This window comes from Desulforudis sp. DRI-14, from assembly GCF_052618305.1.
This window is the reverse complement of record NZ_JBQXEZ010000011.1, coordinates 16,391-31,132: the sequence shown is the minus strand read 5'-3', so window position 1 is coordinate 31,132 and position 14,742 is coordinate 16,391. Positions and strand designations below refer to the sequence as shown.

General features: G+C 60.8%; 16 protein-coding genes. All 16 read right to left on the bottom strand.

All coding sequences use genetic code 11. The annotated features are described in order from the left end of the window. Positions 1-99 precede the first annotated feature (99 nt). The 16 genes from recN to accC all read right to left on the bottom strand — a co-directional run bounded on the left by recN (position 100) and on the right by accC (position 14,736). Entirely contained in the window at positions 100-1,776 is a 1,677-nt protein-coding gene (gene recN, locus ACUM6F_RS07870) for a DNA repair protein RecN (protein WP_445348903.1), read from the bottom strand. Positions 1,777-1,957: 181 nt separating this feature from the next. After that, positions 1,958-2,416, bottom strand: coding sequence for an arginine repressor (gene argR / locus ACUM6F_RS07865; RefSeq protein ID WP_425621901.1), 459 nt, complete (start codon positions 2,414-2,416; stop codon positions 1,958-1,960). A gap of 36 nt (positions 2,417-2,452) precedes the next feature. Then, a complete protein-coding gene (locus tag ACUM6F_RS07860) occupies positions 2,453-3,307 on the bottom strand; it encodes an NAD(+)/NADH kinase (protein ID WP_445348902.1) in 855 nt (284 codons plus the stop codon). After that, positions 3,308-4,126, bottom strand: a complete 819-nt coding sequence (locus ACUM6F_RS07855) for a TlyA family RNA methyltransferase (protein ID WP_445348925.1) — start codon at positions 4,124-4,126, stop codon at positions 3,308-3,310. A 3-nt stretch (positions 4,127-4,129) separates the two neighbouring features. Continuing rightward, entirely contained in the window at positions 4,130-6,025 is a 1,896-nt protein-coding gene (gene dxs / locus ACUM6F_RS07850) for a 1-deoxy-D-xylulose-5-phosphate synthase (RefSeq protein ID WP_445348924.1), read from the bottom strand. Positions 6,026-6,030: 5 nt separating this feature from the next. Further along, entirely contained in the window at positions 6,031-6,609 is a 579-nt protein-coding gene (locus tag ACUM6F_RS07845; protein WP_426377422.1) for a CNNM metal transporter family protein, read from the bottom strand. Positions 6,610-7,398: 789 nt separating this feature from the next. Then, entirely contained in the window at positions 7,399-8,289 is an 891-nt protein-coding gene (locus ACUM6F_RS07840; protein WP_445348901.1) for a polyprenyl synthetase family protein, read from the bottom strand. Then, positions 8,286-8,498: an exodeoxyribonuclease VII small subunit gene (gene xseB, locus ACUM6F_RS07835; RefSeq protein ID WP_425621907.1), complete on the bottom strand. Its 213-nt coding sequence runs from the start codon at positions 8,496-8,498 to the stop codon at positions 8,286-8,288. The genes ACUM6F_RS07840 and xseB overlap by 4 nt, the downstream gene beginning before the upstream one ends. A gap of 28 nt (positions 8,499-8,526) precedes the next feature. Continuing rightward, complete coding sequence (locus ACUM6F_RS07830) at positions 8,527-9,150, bottom strand: cyclodeaminase/cyclohydrolase family protein (RefSeq protein ID WP_445348900.1); 624 nt, start codon at positions 9,148-9,150, stop codon at positions 8,527-8,529. 1 nt (position 9,151) lies between these two features. Then, positions 9,152-10,006 (bottom strand): bifunctional 5,10-methylenetetrahydrofolate dehydrogenase/5,10-methenyltetrahydrofolate cyclohydrolase, encoded by an 855-nt coding sequence (locus ACUM6F_RS07825; RefSeq protein ID WP_425621909.1) that lies wholly within the window; start codon positions 10,004-10,006, stop codon positions 9,152-9,154. A 173-nt stretch (positions 10,007-10,179) separates the two neighbouring features. Then, positions 10,180-11,388, bottom strand: a complete 1,209-nt coding sequence (xseA, locus tag ACUM6F_RS07820) for an exodeoxyribonuclease VII large subunit (protein ID WP_425621910.1) — start codon at positions 11,386-11,388, stop codon at positions 10,180-10,182. A 111-nt stretch (positions 11,389-11,499) separates the two neighbouring features. Beyond that, the gene (gene nusB, locus ACUM6F_RS07815; protein ID WP_425621911.1) at positions 11,500-11,937 is read right to left on the bottom strand and encodes a transcription antitermination factor NusB; all 438 of its coding nucleotides are present in this window, start codon (positions 11,935-11,937) and stop codon (positions 11,500-11,502) included. Then, a complete protein-coding gene (locus ACUM6F_RS07810; protein ID WP_445348899.1) occupies positions 11,934-12,152 on the bottom strand; it encodes a DUF2273 domain-containing protein in 219 nt (72 codons plus the stop codon). Before ACUM6F_RS07810 ends, nusB begins: the two co-directional genes overlap by 4 nt. A gap of 12 nt (positions 12,153-12,164) precedes the next feature. Continuing rightward, entirely contained in the window at positions 12,165-12,701 is a 537-nt protein-coding gene (gene amaP, locus ACUM6F_RS07805; protein WP_425621913.1) for an alkaline shock response membrane anchor protein AmaP, read from the bottom strand. 139 nt (positions 12,702-12,840) lie between these two features. Beyond that, positions 12,841-13,269 carry an Asp23/Gls24 family envelope stress response protein gene (locus ACUM6F_RS07800; RefSeq protein WP_425621914.1) on the bottom strand — a complete coding sequence of 143 codons (429 nt, stop codon included), beginning with the start codon at positions 13,267-13,269 and terminating at the stop codon, positions 12,841-12,843. 117 nt (positions 13,270-13,386) lie between these two features. After that, positions 13,387-14,736, bottom strand: coding sequence for an acetyl-CoA carboxylase biotin carboxylase subunit (gene accC, locus ACUM6F_RS07795; RefSeq protein WP_425621915.1), 1,350 nt, complete (start codon positions 14,734-14,736; stop codon positions 13,387-13,389). Positions 14,737-14,742: the final 6 nt, after the last annotated feature.

The following is a 14,742-nucleotide window of genomic DNA, read 5'->3' as shown; positions in this document are numbered from 1 at the left end:
GAGAACTTCTCAACATACAAAAAACTCCCTGCGCAGGAGTCTTAAGAAAATGAGTGGATAGTGAGATTTTCCCCCGGTCCGAATGCCGAACGCCGAAGTCTAATGCCGCCGGGCATCAGCCCGGCTCAGGAGTTCGGCGGCGTGCTGGCGCACGGCGCTCGACACCCCTTTCCCGGCCAGCATCCTGGACAGCTCTTCGAGCCGGCTGTTCTCGTCGAGCACCGAAACAAGGGTGCGCGTCCGCCCCTGCACGACCTCTTTGCTGATCTGGAAATGACGTTTGGCAAAGGAAGCGATTTGGGGCGCGTGGGTAACGCAGATTACCTGATGGTGGCGGCTGATATCGGCCAGTTTCTCAGCCACGGCGTCCAGGGCCCGTCCCCCCACTCCCGCGTCGACCTCGTCAAAGACCAGCGTGGGGACTTTGTCCCCTTCGGCCAGCGCGTTTCTAAGGGCAAGCATGACCCGCGAAAGCTCGCCCCCCGAAGCGATACGCGAGAGCGGCCCCGCCGGCTCGCCCGGGTTGGGGGCGAAATAGAAGACGGCATCCTCCCTGCCGTGGGGCGTCATCCCTTCAACAGGTTCCAGATTGACGGCGAAAACCGCTTCCAGCATCTCCAGTTCGCGGAGTTCCGCCGTAACGTGCCGGCTCAGTCTGGCGGCGGCGTCCCGGCGCAGTTGCGAAAGCCTTTCGGCGATTTCCCGCCACTGGCCGGCAAGATCAGCCTGTTGGCGGCGCAATTCTTCAATCGTGTCTTCCGCGCTTGACAGCGTCTCGATTTCGGCGGCGATGGCGGCACGATACTGCAGTATAGAGGCGATGCTGTCCCCGTATTTTCTTTTAAGACGTCCGATCAGGGCCAATCGCTCTTCGATAGCGTTCAGGCGGCGCGGGTCGCGGTCGCCCGCATCCTTTAGCCTGGCAAGCTCCCGCGCCTGTTCCTGCACCTCATAGACCATATTCGCCAGTCCGTCGGCGAGACCGGCGGCGGCCGGCACGTAGCGGGCCAGTTCCTGCAACAGGCGGGAGCAATCGCTCAGTAAATCGGCGGCCGGCCGCTGGTGCCCGTCGCCCCCGTACAACAGGGCGTAGGCCTGGTCGGCCAGCTCAGCGATCCGGGAAGCATTCTGCAAGTAGATGCGTTCGCTTTCGAGTTCCTCTTCCTCGCCGATCTGCAGCCCGGCGGCGTCGATCTCGTCCAGCTGAAACTGCAGGGTGTCCTGCCTGCGGGCCCGTTCCTTGGCCCCCGTTATCATGTCGTCCAGTTTCCGGCCGGCCTCGTTGTGCCGGGCATAGACCCCGGCAAGACGCCGGCTCAAGTTAAGGAGTTCCGGCCCCCCAAAGCAGTCGAGGAGGCGCCCGTGGTGTTTTTCCCGCAGCAAGGACTGCTGCTCGCCCTGGCCGTGAAAATCGACGAGTTTAAGTCCCACCTCGCGGAAAACAGCGGCCGTAACGGTGGTCCCGTTAATCCTGTAAAGGCTCCGGCCGTTGCGGTAGATATCCCTGCTTAACACCAGAAAGCCTTCCTGGGGCGCCACCGGGATGCCGGACAGGTCGAGCCCTTCCAGGTCAAAGACAAGCTCTACGCAGGCCCTGTCGGACCCGGCCCGCACCACGTCGGACGAAGGGCGCTGACCCAGACCCACCTGCAGCGCCTCGATGACGAGGGATTTCCCCGCTCCCGTTTCGCCTGTCAGAACGTTTAAGCCCCGGACCAACTCGAGATCCTGGTCGCTGATCAGGGCGAAATTCTTGGCCATCAGGCGGCACAGCATAAGCTAACCCTCCAATCAAGAGACCTGAAGCCAGAAGTTGGAAGTCTGACCGGGAAGCGATCACTCCGTGATCGCCAGGTTTTAAATACTCTGAAATCTGCCTTGCGGCCCGGCACCTAACGGTTAGTATCGGATTTGCGTGCCGGGCGAGTCCGAACTCTGACTTCCGGCATCTGACCTCCTATTGCCGGCCTTCCAGGAAACCGGCCAGGCGCTCGCTTATCTTTTTTACCTGCTTGCGGGGTTTCACAGCAATGAATATGGTATCGTCGCCGGCCACCGAACCCATGATCCCCGGCCACTGTACGTGATCGAGCGCGGAGGCCACCCCCTGCGCGGCCCCCGGCACGGTTTTAACAACAACAAGGTTTTCCGCGTAGTCGACGTCGAGGACCTGGTCGCGGAACATCCGGCGCAAGCGGTCCTCGGAAATCACCTGGGGGCGCTCACCAGGCGCAAGGTAGCGGACACCCGACCCCGTATTCGATTTCACCAGGCCCAGTTCGCGGATGTCCCGCGAAACCGTCGCCTGGGTTACATCAAAGCCCCTGGCCCTGAGGGCCTGGGCAAGCTCAACCTGGGTAGCCACGGGCGTCTCGCGGATGATTTCCAGGATTTGTTTATGTCGTCTGGCCTTCATGCGCTGACTTCACCCTTTACTCCGAACTGCGCTGCATCAAGGACTTCGCCTTTCTAACCGCTCACGGAGCACCTCAAAGAAACTCCACCGGTGAAACCTTACCAGCAGGGCGGGCTTGGCGGCCTGACGCAGCACCACCATATCCCCCGAGGCCAGGTCGCGGCTCTCCTGCCCGTCGGCCACAAGCATGGCTCCCTTTTGGGCGGAGAGCAAACGTGCTTCAAGGATACTGGAAGGACCGACGACAAACGACCGTTCCACAACACTGTGCGCGCACAGGGGCGTGATCAGAATCCCCTGGACGTCGGGCGTGAGCAGGGGCCCTCCGGCGGCCAGCGAGTAAGCCGTGGAACCGGTCGGCGTGGCGACGATCAACCCGTCCCCTAGATAACTGGTTACCAAGTCGCCGTTCACCCGGACCTCGGTACTGATCGGCCGGAGCAGGGTGCCCTTCGTAATGACGAAATCGTTTAAAGCGATGCCGGCCCCTCGCGATCCCTCGGCGTTCTTGATTTCGGCCTCCAGCATGGACCGCTGTTCGAGACGATAGTCCCCGCTGAAAAAGCGGTCGACGGCCCCGGCGACGCCGGCGGGATCGATTTCGCTCAGGAACCCGAGCCGGCCCATCCTGACACCGAGGACGGGGATGTCGAGCGGGGCCACCCGCCTTGCCGTGCCCAGCATCGTTCCGTCACCGCCGAGGGCGATGACCATTTCCGCCGGCGGCAGCTCGCTGACCAGTAACTCGCGGTGTTTAACCAGAGGTATGCCGCTGTCGTAAATCCACAGGCCGGCTCCCCAGGCGCCAAGCCGTTCCCGGATCTCGTCGACGATCCGCTCCACGCGCTCGACGTCCAGATGCCGGTTCGCGATCAGACCTACCTTCCTCAATTACGTACCACCTTTGTCTTTCAGTTCCCGGTGAGCCTCTTCCACGACATCGGCGACTTCGCCGTCCCACCGGCGACCGCCCTTCTTCCCAGCATAGAGCAGGTACTCGATGTTGCCCTCGGGCCCGCGCACCGGGGACCAGGTCAGCCCCTTAACCGTCCACCCCAAGGCGTGAACGGCATCGATAACGGATCTTATCACCTCGGCATGCACGGCCGGGTCACGGACGACCCCTTTTTTGCCGACCCTGTCGGGACCTGCTTCAAACTGCGGCTTAATCAGCAGAACAGCGTCGGCGTCGTCGGCGGTGAGCCTGTCGATTTGGGGCAGGATTTTAGACAGCGAAATAAAAGAGACGTCCACCGTTGCGAAATCCGGTTTCGCCCCGGGATCGAGCTTTTCCTGTTCCAGGTGCCTGATGTTGGTCCGTTCGTAAACCACGACACGGGGATCCTGGCGCAGTTTCCAGGCCAGCTGCCCGTAACCCACGTCCACGGCATAGACGCGCCGGGCTCCGAATTGCAGAGCGCAGTCGGTAAAACCCCCGGTCGAAGCCCCCACGTCAAGGACGGTGCGATCGGTCAAATCGACGTCGAAGGCGCGCAGGGCTTTTTCCAGCTTCAGCCCGCCCCTGCTGACGTAAGGCAGTTGCCCGCCCCGCACCTCGATCCCGGCTTCCGGATCGATCAAGGTTCCCGCCTTGTCCACCCGCTGCCCGGAAACAAACACGTGCCCGGCCATTACCGCCGACCGGGCCATCATGCGCGAGGGAAAAAATCCTCGTTCAACCAAAAGGATGTCAAGCCGTTTCCTGACCATCACCTATATCTTCGTCGGCGCCAGTCGGAGCCTGGACCGCTGCAGTTCCACGCGCACTTTCTCCGCGATCTCTTTGGCGTTCAAACCGTATTTCTCGCGCAGGATCGACGGGGACCCATGTTCGAGAAAGGCATCGGGCAGGGCAATCAAATGCGGATGTACGTCGTACTGCCTTTTCGCGGCCAGGAGCTCCAGGACGGCCGCGCCAAAACCGCCGCTGACGACATTTTCTTCAACAACGAAGAGCTGCTTGCTGCGTCTGGCGTAGGTGAGGATGCACTCCTCGTCCAAAGGCTTGACGAAGCGGGCATTGATGACCGCCGCCTTAATACCCGCAGCCGCAAGCATTTCGGCCGCTTCGAGGCTGGGCTCGACGGTGTTGCCGACAGCGAGGATGGTAGCGTCCCGGCCTTCCCGCAGCACCTCGGCTCGTCCAAGCGGGATTTCTCTGAAGTCCTGGTCAAGCGGGCACCCGGTTCCGGTCCCGCGGGGATAGCGCACGGCTACGGGCACACTGTAGTCGACAGCCGCTTTCAACATGTGCTGCAGCTCGTTTTCGTCCCGCGGAGCCATCACGGTAAGGTTGGGGATAAGCCTTAGATAGGAAAGATCGAAGATGCCCTGGTGGGTCGGACCGTCATCGCCGACGATACCGCCCCGGTCGAGAGCCATGACCACGGGCAGGCGCTGCAGGCAGACGTCGTGAACGACCTGATCGAAAGCGCGCTGCATAAACGTGGAATAGATCGCTACCACCGGGCGCAAGCCCTCGGCAGCCATGCCCGCCGCCAGCGTAACGGCGTGCTGCTCGGCGATCCCGACGTCGAAAAAACGGTCCGGGAAGGTTTTGGCAAACTCGGCCAGGCCGGTGCCGCTGGTCATTGCCGCAGTGATGGCCACTATTCTTTCGTCTTCCTGGGCCAGAGTCAGGAGGGTGCGGCCGAAGACTTCGGTATAGGTAACCCTGCCGCTCTTCTTGACCTTCCCCGTCTCCACGTCGAACGCCCCGACGCCGTGGAACTTGTCGGGATTGGTCTCGGCAGGCTTGTAGCCCTTGCCCTTCGTGGTGAGGACGTGGACGATAACCGGCCCTTCGGCTGCCTTGGCCTTTTTCAAGATATTCAGGAGTTGCGGGATGTTGTGGCCGTCGACGGGGCCAAGATAGGTGAAGCCCAGTTCCTCGAAGATCATGCCCGGAACGACAAGATACTTGAGGCTGTCCTTAACCCGCAGCGTCCACTTCAGCAGCCGCGGTCCGATGGCGGGGATGCGCTGCAGGAGTTCCTCCAGTTCTTCCTTGCCGCGCGTATACATAGGGTCTGTCCGCAGGCGGGTCAGATACCCCGACAGGGCCCCGACGTTCTTGGCGATCGACATCTCGTTGTCGTTCAGAACGACAACCAGCCGTCTCTGCATATGCCCGGCGTGGTTGAGGGCCTCAAAGGCCATTCCGGCCGTTAGCGCGCCGTCGCCGATCACGGCCACGACCGAGCTGTCGTCATCGGCGCGGTAGTCGCGCCCCAGGGCCATGCCCAAAGCAGCGGAGATCGAGGTGGAACTGTGACCGGTCCCAAAGACGTCGTACTCACTTTCGAAACGGCTGGGAAAGCCGCTCAAGCCCCCATACTTCCGGAGCGTCGGAAAAGCCTCGCGCCGGCCGGTGAGGATCTTGTGAACGTAACACTGGTGCCCCACGTCCCAGATGATCTTATCGCGCGGGGCCTCAAAGACACGATGGAGAGCGATGGTGAGTTCAACCACACCCAGATTGGGCGCCAGGTGCCCCCCGGTCTGGGATACGGTATTGACGATCAGTTCACGCGCTTCGGCCGCGAGGCGCTGCAGTTCATCGACGGAAAGCGAGCGCAGGTCTTTCGGTTCATTAATGCGATCGAGGATGCGTTTCAACGACGCCACACCTTTGACCGGTTTTTTACTTTATTATGCCCCGACGGGTTTGACGGGTTTAACGGGCGCCGGATCCTCTCCATACTGGCCAGGACCCGGGCGACCAGAAACACCACTTCGTTAGCCCTGTTGATGGCCAGCCTTTTGCCCAAAAGCTTGCCCGAAACGGTTAGCGAGGCGATGCCGGCCGTAATTAACACATTAGCCAAAACTATATTAAATCCCTGCTGCATCGTCGCAAGTTGCACAATCAGAGAAATGCCCAGGGCGCCGGACAGCGTGCCGGCAATATCACCCACGATGTCATTTGAGAAGTTGGCGACCTTGTCGGCGTTGCGGATCAAAAATACGCCCTGCTGCGCCCCAAAAACCTTTTTGGCGGCCTTGGCGTGGAACGGCGCTTCGCGGGCTGCGGTTACGGCAGTACCCAGGATGTCGAAGAAGACGCCTACGGAAATGATCAGGATGAGAAGGAGTGCGGCCACGATGATGTTGGCCAGTCTTCGCGTGGCAACCTCGGTAAGGAAACTGAAGAATACCGTCGAGGTAAACGTCCCTACCGCGACGATGATCACATATCGAAGAAACGAACGAGAATAGCCATTGGTCAAACAGGCGCACCTCACCCCGTAATGGGGTTAAAATAACAAAAACAGGTAAGTGACAGCAAACCGAAGAAATATTGTAGCTTAGGTCCAGTAGGTTTTCCCAAACGCCCACCGTGCGTCGCCGCTCCGGCGGTTTCCCTTTAAGGGCGTTTCCAGACCGTTACCGGTACCGGGACTGGATTGCCACTCAGTCTACACTGCAATCTCCGGCCTGCCCTGGACATCCAGACAGCCTAGAAGTTTTCCTTAACAGTTGACTCTCTCCCCTAGCCTCTTTTGCAGCAATGGTTTCGACCGGCCCCCCGAACGAGCGGCGCCACCCGATCGGGAAACCCTTAACGGTATCCACCATTACCACTCAAGGCAGGCTACGCTGCACGCAGCTTCTTCACCACGTACAGGTTTTTACCCCAAGCCATAGTTCAAAATCCCCACGAACTTGGGTCTCCGCGGAAGCAGGGTCAACGCCCGCATGCCATTGCAGGTCGCCCCGCAACCTTAACTCCCAGTACCAACCCCCGACTGGGCGTCGGATGCCAGCACCAGGAACTTCATCGATGTGCCCTCAGCGGATTTTTAGGCCCGCCCTTGAAGAAAGAGCCGCTGACTAGGATACTGCATCACTTACCTGTTTTCGATTTTCAAAGATTAGTTGCCTTATTATCATAGCATAACCGTAAAGGCCTTTCAAACTTCAGCCGGCCGCGCATTACCCCGGTCCGTCACGAGCCGGTGAAAGAGGAAGATGCCGCACCCCTAAAACTCACGCGTTAAAACGAATTGTACCGCTTGACGGAGAAAATCGGCCTTCGTATCAAACCCCTGCAGGGCGGACAGGGCCAGTTCGGCCTCCCGGCGGGCCCTCGCGCGCGCCTCATCCAGCCCGAACAGTGACACGTAGGTAAGCTTGCGGTTCCTGGTGTCGCTGCCCACCGGCTTGCCAATAACCTTTTCGTCGCCGACAACGTCGAGGATGTCGTCGGTGATCTGAAAGACCAGGCCGAAGTGCTCGGCGAAAGCGGTAAGCTGTTTGAGCTGTTGTCCGCTTCCCCCTCCCAGGATGCAGCCCGCACGTACGGCCGCGCGAAACAGGGCGCCGGTCTTGGTCCGGTGGATGTACTCGAGTTCCGCGGGATCTGCCTGCCGGTCCGTTGACTGGATGTCCATGACCTGCCCGCCGATCAGGCCCATGGTGCTGCAGGCCTCCGCCACGTCCTCTACCAAGCCTAGGGCGTTTCCATCCCGGCAGCCGTGTTCCCGTACGCTTCGGCCCAGGAGCCCGAATCCCAGCGTGAGCAGCGCGTCGCCGACCAGGATGGCCAGCGCCTCCCCGTAAACCTTGTGACTTGTCGGGCGCCCCCTGCGCAGGTCGTCGTCGTCCATAGCCGGGAGGTCGTCGTGCACAAGCGAATAGGTGTGAATGAGCTCAAAGGCGCATGCCGCCGCCATGGCCTTGCCCGGATCCCCGCCGACAGCCTCGCAGGCGGCGAGGGTCATCGCCGGGCGCAGTCGTTTGCCGCCGGCGAAAACGCTGTAACGCATCGCTTCGTGAATGACGGCGGGGTGGACGTCAGCCCCAGGCAGATACCGGTCCAGCGCGGCATCAACCAAATATCTTTTCTCCGCCAGCCGGTCGAGAAAGTTCATTGCTCTTCATCGCCCGTTTCTATCGCGGAACCGGACAGGAACCTCACCCTCTGCTCGGCGCTGTCCAGAATGGAACGGCAATGCCGGGCGAGGGTCACTCCTTCGGCATAGAGGTCCAGTGCTTCCTCCAGCGGAAGCCGGCCGTCCTCCAGCCGGTGCACGATTTCTTCCAGGCGCATGATCGCCTCTTCAAAACTCAGGTTTCCCATACACGCCTCCCCGCAAACAACCAAACGATCAACTCATGACTAAAAGCGCCGAGGTCTCGGCCCGCAAGGACGCCACCCGCTCGCCGATGGCCTTTCTTTCGCCCGCCGCGCGCCTGGCTAGGTCCTGGTCCGTGAAGGCCTTAAGGTTGATATCGACGTTTAAAAGAGCGCTCTGCGCCGCCCCTTCACCGAGAAAGCAGGCCACACCGGCGTCGCTCACAGCGTTCCTGTTGCCGATCTCGACCAGCCGCCTGGCCAGCACCATTACCTGCTCACAGGCCCGGGCGATGCGGAAAGGTACCTCGATGGCCTCTTTGAGCGCATCCTGGATGCGCTCCAGGCGGGCGGAGGTCTCGGTCTCCGTGCTTCGAGGCAGACGGTAAGCCGCCATCAAGCTCTCAAAAGCACGCATATCGGCCTCGGCCAGTTCCTGGAGCTCGGCCCCCAGGAGCCGGGACCGTTCCCGGATGGCCCGGCATTCGGCTTCAACCTCCAGGTAACCCTTCTTGCCGATGGTCAGGTTGGTCACCATCGTCACCATGCTGGCCGCCATAGCCCCGGCTATAGCCGCGACGCTTCCGCCTCCCGGCGTGGCCTCGCCCGAAGCGGCCCGGTCAAGATATTCCTTCAACGTCCAGTTCGCCATCGTCATGCTACTTAAGACCCCCGTTTTGGAGTTCGACGGCCTGCAGGAGGTTCCTGAGCAGGATCGCCGTGGTGAGGCTTCCGACCCCGCCGGGAACAGGGGTGATCGCCCCTGCCTTGGGTACCACCTCATCAAAAGCCACGTCCCCGCAAATCCCGCCGGGACAAGGGTTTACCCCGGCATCGACCACCACCGCGCCCTCGCCGATCATCGAGCCCGTGACGAGCCGTGCCCTCCCGGCGGCGGCGATGATGATATCGGCTGCCAGAGCGTGCCTGGCCAGGTCCCGGGTCTTGGTATGGCAAACGGTCACGGTGGCGTTGTTTTGCAAAAGCATGAAGATCAGCGGCTTGCCCACCGTTTCGCCGCGGCCGATGACGACCACGTGCCGGCCGGCGATCTCGATCCCCGACCGGAGCAGGATTTCGATGCAACTCTGCGGAGTAGCCGGATAAAACCCCCGGCGCCCGGCCATCAGGTACCCCCGGTTGAGGGGGTGCATCCCGTCCACGTCCTTTAGTGGGCTGACGGCCTCCATCGCCTTACGCTTGTCGATGTGGGCCGGAAGGGGCAGCTCAAGCACAATTCCGTGAACGGCGGGGTCCTCGTTCAACCCGGACAATGCGCCCAGCAGTTCGCCTTCGCCGGCGCCCGCCGCCAACTGGAGCACCCTGTAGTCGATGCCCAGGGTTTCGCAGACCCTTCCCTTGGCCTGCGCGTAAACCACGGCCCCCGGGTCATCCCCGGCAAGCACGGCGACAAGGGACGGCTGGACGCCCCGCTCCCGCCACCTGACAACCTGTTCCTTGATTTCCTCTTTGATCGCCGCGGCGATCTTCTTCCCGTCCAGTAAAACCGCCAATCTGTGTCCTCCTCAATTCAGTCGTCAGTCGTCCGTCGTCGGACTCCCCGGCACTCAACTATGGGAGTCAAGTTGCAGGCAAATCAAACCTTCTAGCGTCCCGAAGATTAACAGTACCTCTGAATGTAAATAGCTGTTCGATCTGAGTGCCGGGCCGTTCGGGAATTGCAAATTTAATTCTCTGCTTCCTCAACCCGGCAGCGCAGCCTTCCCCGATGCAGCCTCACCTTTATTCTTTCCCCGCTCCTGACCTGACCCGCGTCCCGCAGCAGCCGCTCGCCCCGCTCCTCTTCGCGGTAGCAGATGCTATAGCCGCGGGCCAGCGTGGCCAGCGGGCTCAAAGATTCCAGCCGCCCGGCCAGTTCCGCAAGGTTGCGCTCCCAGTGCCTGGTTATGGCGCCCATCGCCCCGCTCTGCCGCAGTTCGAGAACCTCAAGCCTCCGGCCGGGTAGGGCGATGATTGTTTCCAGCGGACGGGCCATGGCCCTGCTTTCGGTACAGCGTCGCAGGGCGCGTTTCAGGCCGTCCATGTAGACCGTCAGGCTGCGCTGGAGCCTGCGCCCGGTCATCTCCATCGCGTACCGGACCTCGGCCTGGTCCGGGCAGACCAACTCGGCGGCCGCCGAAGGCGTGGCCGCTCTCCTGTCTGCCACCAGGTCGGCGATTGTAACGTCTTTTTCGTGGCCGACCGCCGATACGACGGGAATCGCGGAGGCGGCGACGGCGCGGGCCACCGTCTCGGTATTGAAGGCCCAGAGTTCTTCAATCGAGCCTCCGCCCCGCCCGACAATGATCACGTCAACATTACCGGCCCGGTTCAGGGCCGCGATCGCCCCGGCGATCTCCCGCGGCGCGGTGTCCCCCTGAACACTGACGGGAGCGACGACGATCTCCGCCTGAGGCCAGCGTTTGGCGGCAACGGTAAGCACATCCTTGTAAGCTGCCCCGACCGGCGAGGTGACCAGCCCGATACGGGACGGGAACCGCGGGATCGGCTTCTTGCGCGCCTCGTCAAACAGCCCTTGGGCCGCCAAACGCTCCTTAAGCTGCTCGAGAGCGGCGTGCAGGGCGCCAAGCCCTTCCGGTTCAAGCTCCTCGGCGTAAAGCTGGCAGCGGTTGTCGCGGTCATAAAAGCCCACCGCCCCCCGAACCACGACAGCCATGCCGTTGTTAACACGAAACCGGCACTGCCGCACACGCGAGCGGAACATAACCACGCCCAGGGTGGTGTACTTGTCCCGGAGGCTGAAATAAAGGTGACCGGAGGGGTGGTAATGGCAGTTCGATACTTCCCCGCGGACCCAAACGTTCGCCAGAAAAGGATCTTCTTCGATGCGGGTACGCAAGTAGGCGGTTAACTCACTGACACTGATGATGCGCACTCGTCTTTCCTCTCTCGGAAGAACAGGCAGTTATTAAGGAGTTAGTTATTGGGCTTGGCAAATCCTGCATTTCGGCCGCTGTTTTGCACCCAAGCAAAAATTAAAGGCTGCTCAGCTAGGGCAGCCTTCGTCAGGCCTAAACAGTTCCGGCTTCTCGATAACCTTTCCCAGAATGCCGTTGACAAACCGGCCCGATTCCTCGCTTCCGAAAGTCTTGGCCAGTTCGATGGCCTCATTTACGGCGACATTGTCCGGAACATCGTCGCGGTAAAGGATTTCGTACAGGGCCATGCGCAAAATGTTGCGGTCGACGTTGGCGATCCGTTCCAAGCGCCAGTCCTTGCTTTGCCGGACGATGACCCCGTCCAGCCGCGCCAGATGACCGCGCACGCCGCCGACAATCTCCTTGACGAACGAACAGTCCGCATCCTGAAGCTCCAGCAACTGTATCGTCTGTTCAACCGCTTCGGCTTCTTCAGCCCCGCCCACATCAATCTGAAAAAGCGCCTGGAGGGCTACTTCTCTGGCACGTCTCCTGGTCAGTTTCATTTATTATCCCCAAATATGTGATCCCAGAGTTTTCTCCAATCGGTCTGCTCGTCGATGCGCTTGCCGATATAATAGCCTACGGCCACGCACAGCGAAACGAACAGCGCCTTAAGCAGGCCGTAAGTAATGGTGAACAAGCTGAAAACAAGCGCAAGTACCACACCCAACAGTTTACCCCAGTGCTTCTCGAGTATTTCACTTAACCTAGGGCTCAAGCGCATGCACTCCTATTCCACGCGGGGCTTGTTGGCAGAGATATTCTCAACGTTGACAAGGACGTTGGAAACGGCGATCCCCGTAACTTCCTTGACTTTGTCCTGGACCAGCCGCTGAACGTCCTTGGAGACTTCGGGTATATTGATGTCGGGAGTAACCGTGGCATTGATGTTGATGGTGACGCCCTGGGCATCGCCGTCGACCGCCGCCTTCACTTCTCGTATCCCGGGGACCTGGCTGACCATTTTCGTCGTGAGGCTCTCTACGGCCGACAAGGCGATGCGCACCTTGCCAAGGGAGTTGTCCTCGACCACGACGTGCCGCTCCTTCTTCTTCCGCTTCGGCCCGCTGAGGCTGGCCCAGACGAGCCTGAAGCCGATCAACAGCAAAACGAGCAATACGGCGGCCGCCGCAGCCTTGTTTTCCGGTTGCAGGATATTGAGCCGCCCGGCCGGCAGCAGGCCGTAATACACCGCGCCGGCAATTATCGCCGCTATGGAAACAAACAGGCTGTAAACAGCCACCAAGCCCCGGTCAAAAGCTCCCATGGCCTAACCTCCCAACACACTGCGACGACCCACCGCAAATGGCAACTCAGCACTCAAGATCGCACTGGGTATTGAGCATTGGGAGTCAGTCGATCCGAATGCCAAACGCTGATGCCGACTACCGACTACTGACTACCAACTACCGGACCCGTGTCTGAGCGGGAGGCGTTTCTTCCTTGGCCGGATGCTCCTCATCGCGGGCAAAAACAACGCCCTGCACGTGGACGTTTACTTCGACGACCTTGAGGCCGGTCATAGATTCAATGGCCCGCTTAACCCTGCTCTGGGCCTGGAAGGCCACATCCGGAATGGGCACGCCGTACTCCACGATGATGAACAGGTCAACGGCGGCTTCCTTTTCGCCGACCTCAACCTTGACACCCTTGGCCAGGTTCTTCCGGCCAAGCATCTCGGCGATGCCGCCGCCCACTCCGCCGCCGCTCATCCCGGCGATTCCGGGGATTTCGGTGGCCGCGAGGCCGGCGATGACGGCGACGACTTCATTGGCTATTCTTACGGCGCCAAGCTCGCCCTGGACTTCCGATGCCGGAGTATTGTTGTTTTCCACGGGCTTTCACCTCCAAATTTTTCTAGACAAGCATTTTTTAGTATGATTATACCGTATTACATCAATAAGAGCAATTGTTCAACATCCCGGAAGGCCGTTGAAAAACGGTAACGAACTCTAGCTGCCGGCGAGAATCCGGCGCTGGACAAAGTTGGTATAAACTTCCCCGCGCCGGAAGAAGGCGTTTTTGAGAATCCGCTGGTGCAGCGGTATCGTCGTTTTAACGCCTTCAATGATAAACTCGCTCAGGGCCCTTTGCATCCGGGCGATGGCCTCGTCCCTGTCGTTTCCCCACACGATCAGCTTGGCGATCAGCGAATCGTAGTACGGAGGTATCATGTACCCTTCATAGACGGCGCTGTCCAAGCGAACGCCCGGCCCGCCGGGAGGGATGAATCTGGTGACGGTGCCCGGCGAGGGAACGAAACCGTTCCAGGGGTCCTCGGCGTTAATGCGGCACTCGATCGCAGCACCGCGAACGGCGATATCCTCCTGTTCGAGGTCGAGCCTTTCGCCGGCCGCGATCCGGATCTGCTTTTTGACGATGTCGATGCCGGTGACCATCTCGGTGACGGGGTGTTCGACCTGAACCCGTGTATTCATCTCGATAAAATAGAAGTTGTTGTTACGGTCCAGCAGGAACTCGACGGTGCCGGCGCTTTCGTAGCCGACGGCTTGGGCCGCCCGTACCGCGGCCTCGCCGATCTTGCGGCGGAGGGATTCATCCAGTGCGGGGGACGGCGCCTCCTCCAAGAGCTTCTGGTTGCGCCGCTGAATGGAGCAGTCGCGTTCCCCCAAGTAGACCAGTTTACCGTATTTATCTCCCAGAACCTGAATTTCGATGTGCCGGGGTTCCTCGATGTACTTCTCCAGGTACATGTCGCCGTTGGCGAAAGCCGCCTGGGCTTCGGACTGCGCGGTGGAAAAAGCCCGCAGCAGGTCATCCTTGCCCTGGGCGACGCGCATCCCCGTCCCCCCGCCGCCGGCGGAAGCCTTGATCAGCAAAGGGTAGCCGATGACCTCGGCAATGGACAGGGCATCCTGCGGCGAGGCCACGGTCCCGTCTGAGCCCGGCACGATGGGAACACCCGCAGCCGCCACAACCGCTCGCGCCGTCGCCTTATCCCCCATCTTTTCGATGCTCTGAACGGAGGGACCGATAAACTTGAGGCCGCAGCTCTGGCACATCTCGGCGAACCGGGCGTTTTCGGCGAGAAAACCGTATCCCGGATGAACGGCGTCCGCGCCGACCACCTCGGCCGCGCTGAGGATGTTCGTCACGTTCAAGTAGCTCTGCGCCGCCTGCGGGGGTCCGATGCAAAAGGCCTCGTCCGCCATCCTGACGGGAAGGCTGTTGCGGTCGGCCTCCGAATAGACAACGACACTGCGAATCCCTAACTCGCGGCAGGCGCGAATAATGCGCAACGCGATCTCTCCCCGGTTGGCAACCAACACTTTCTCAAACATCTTTTA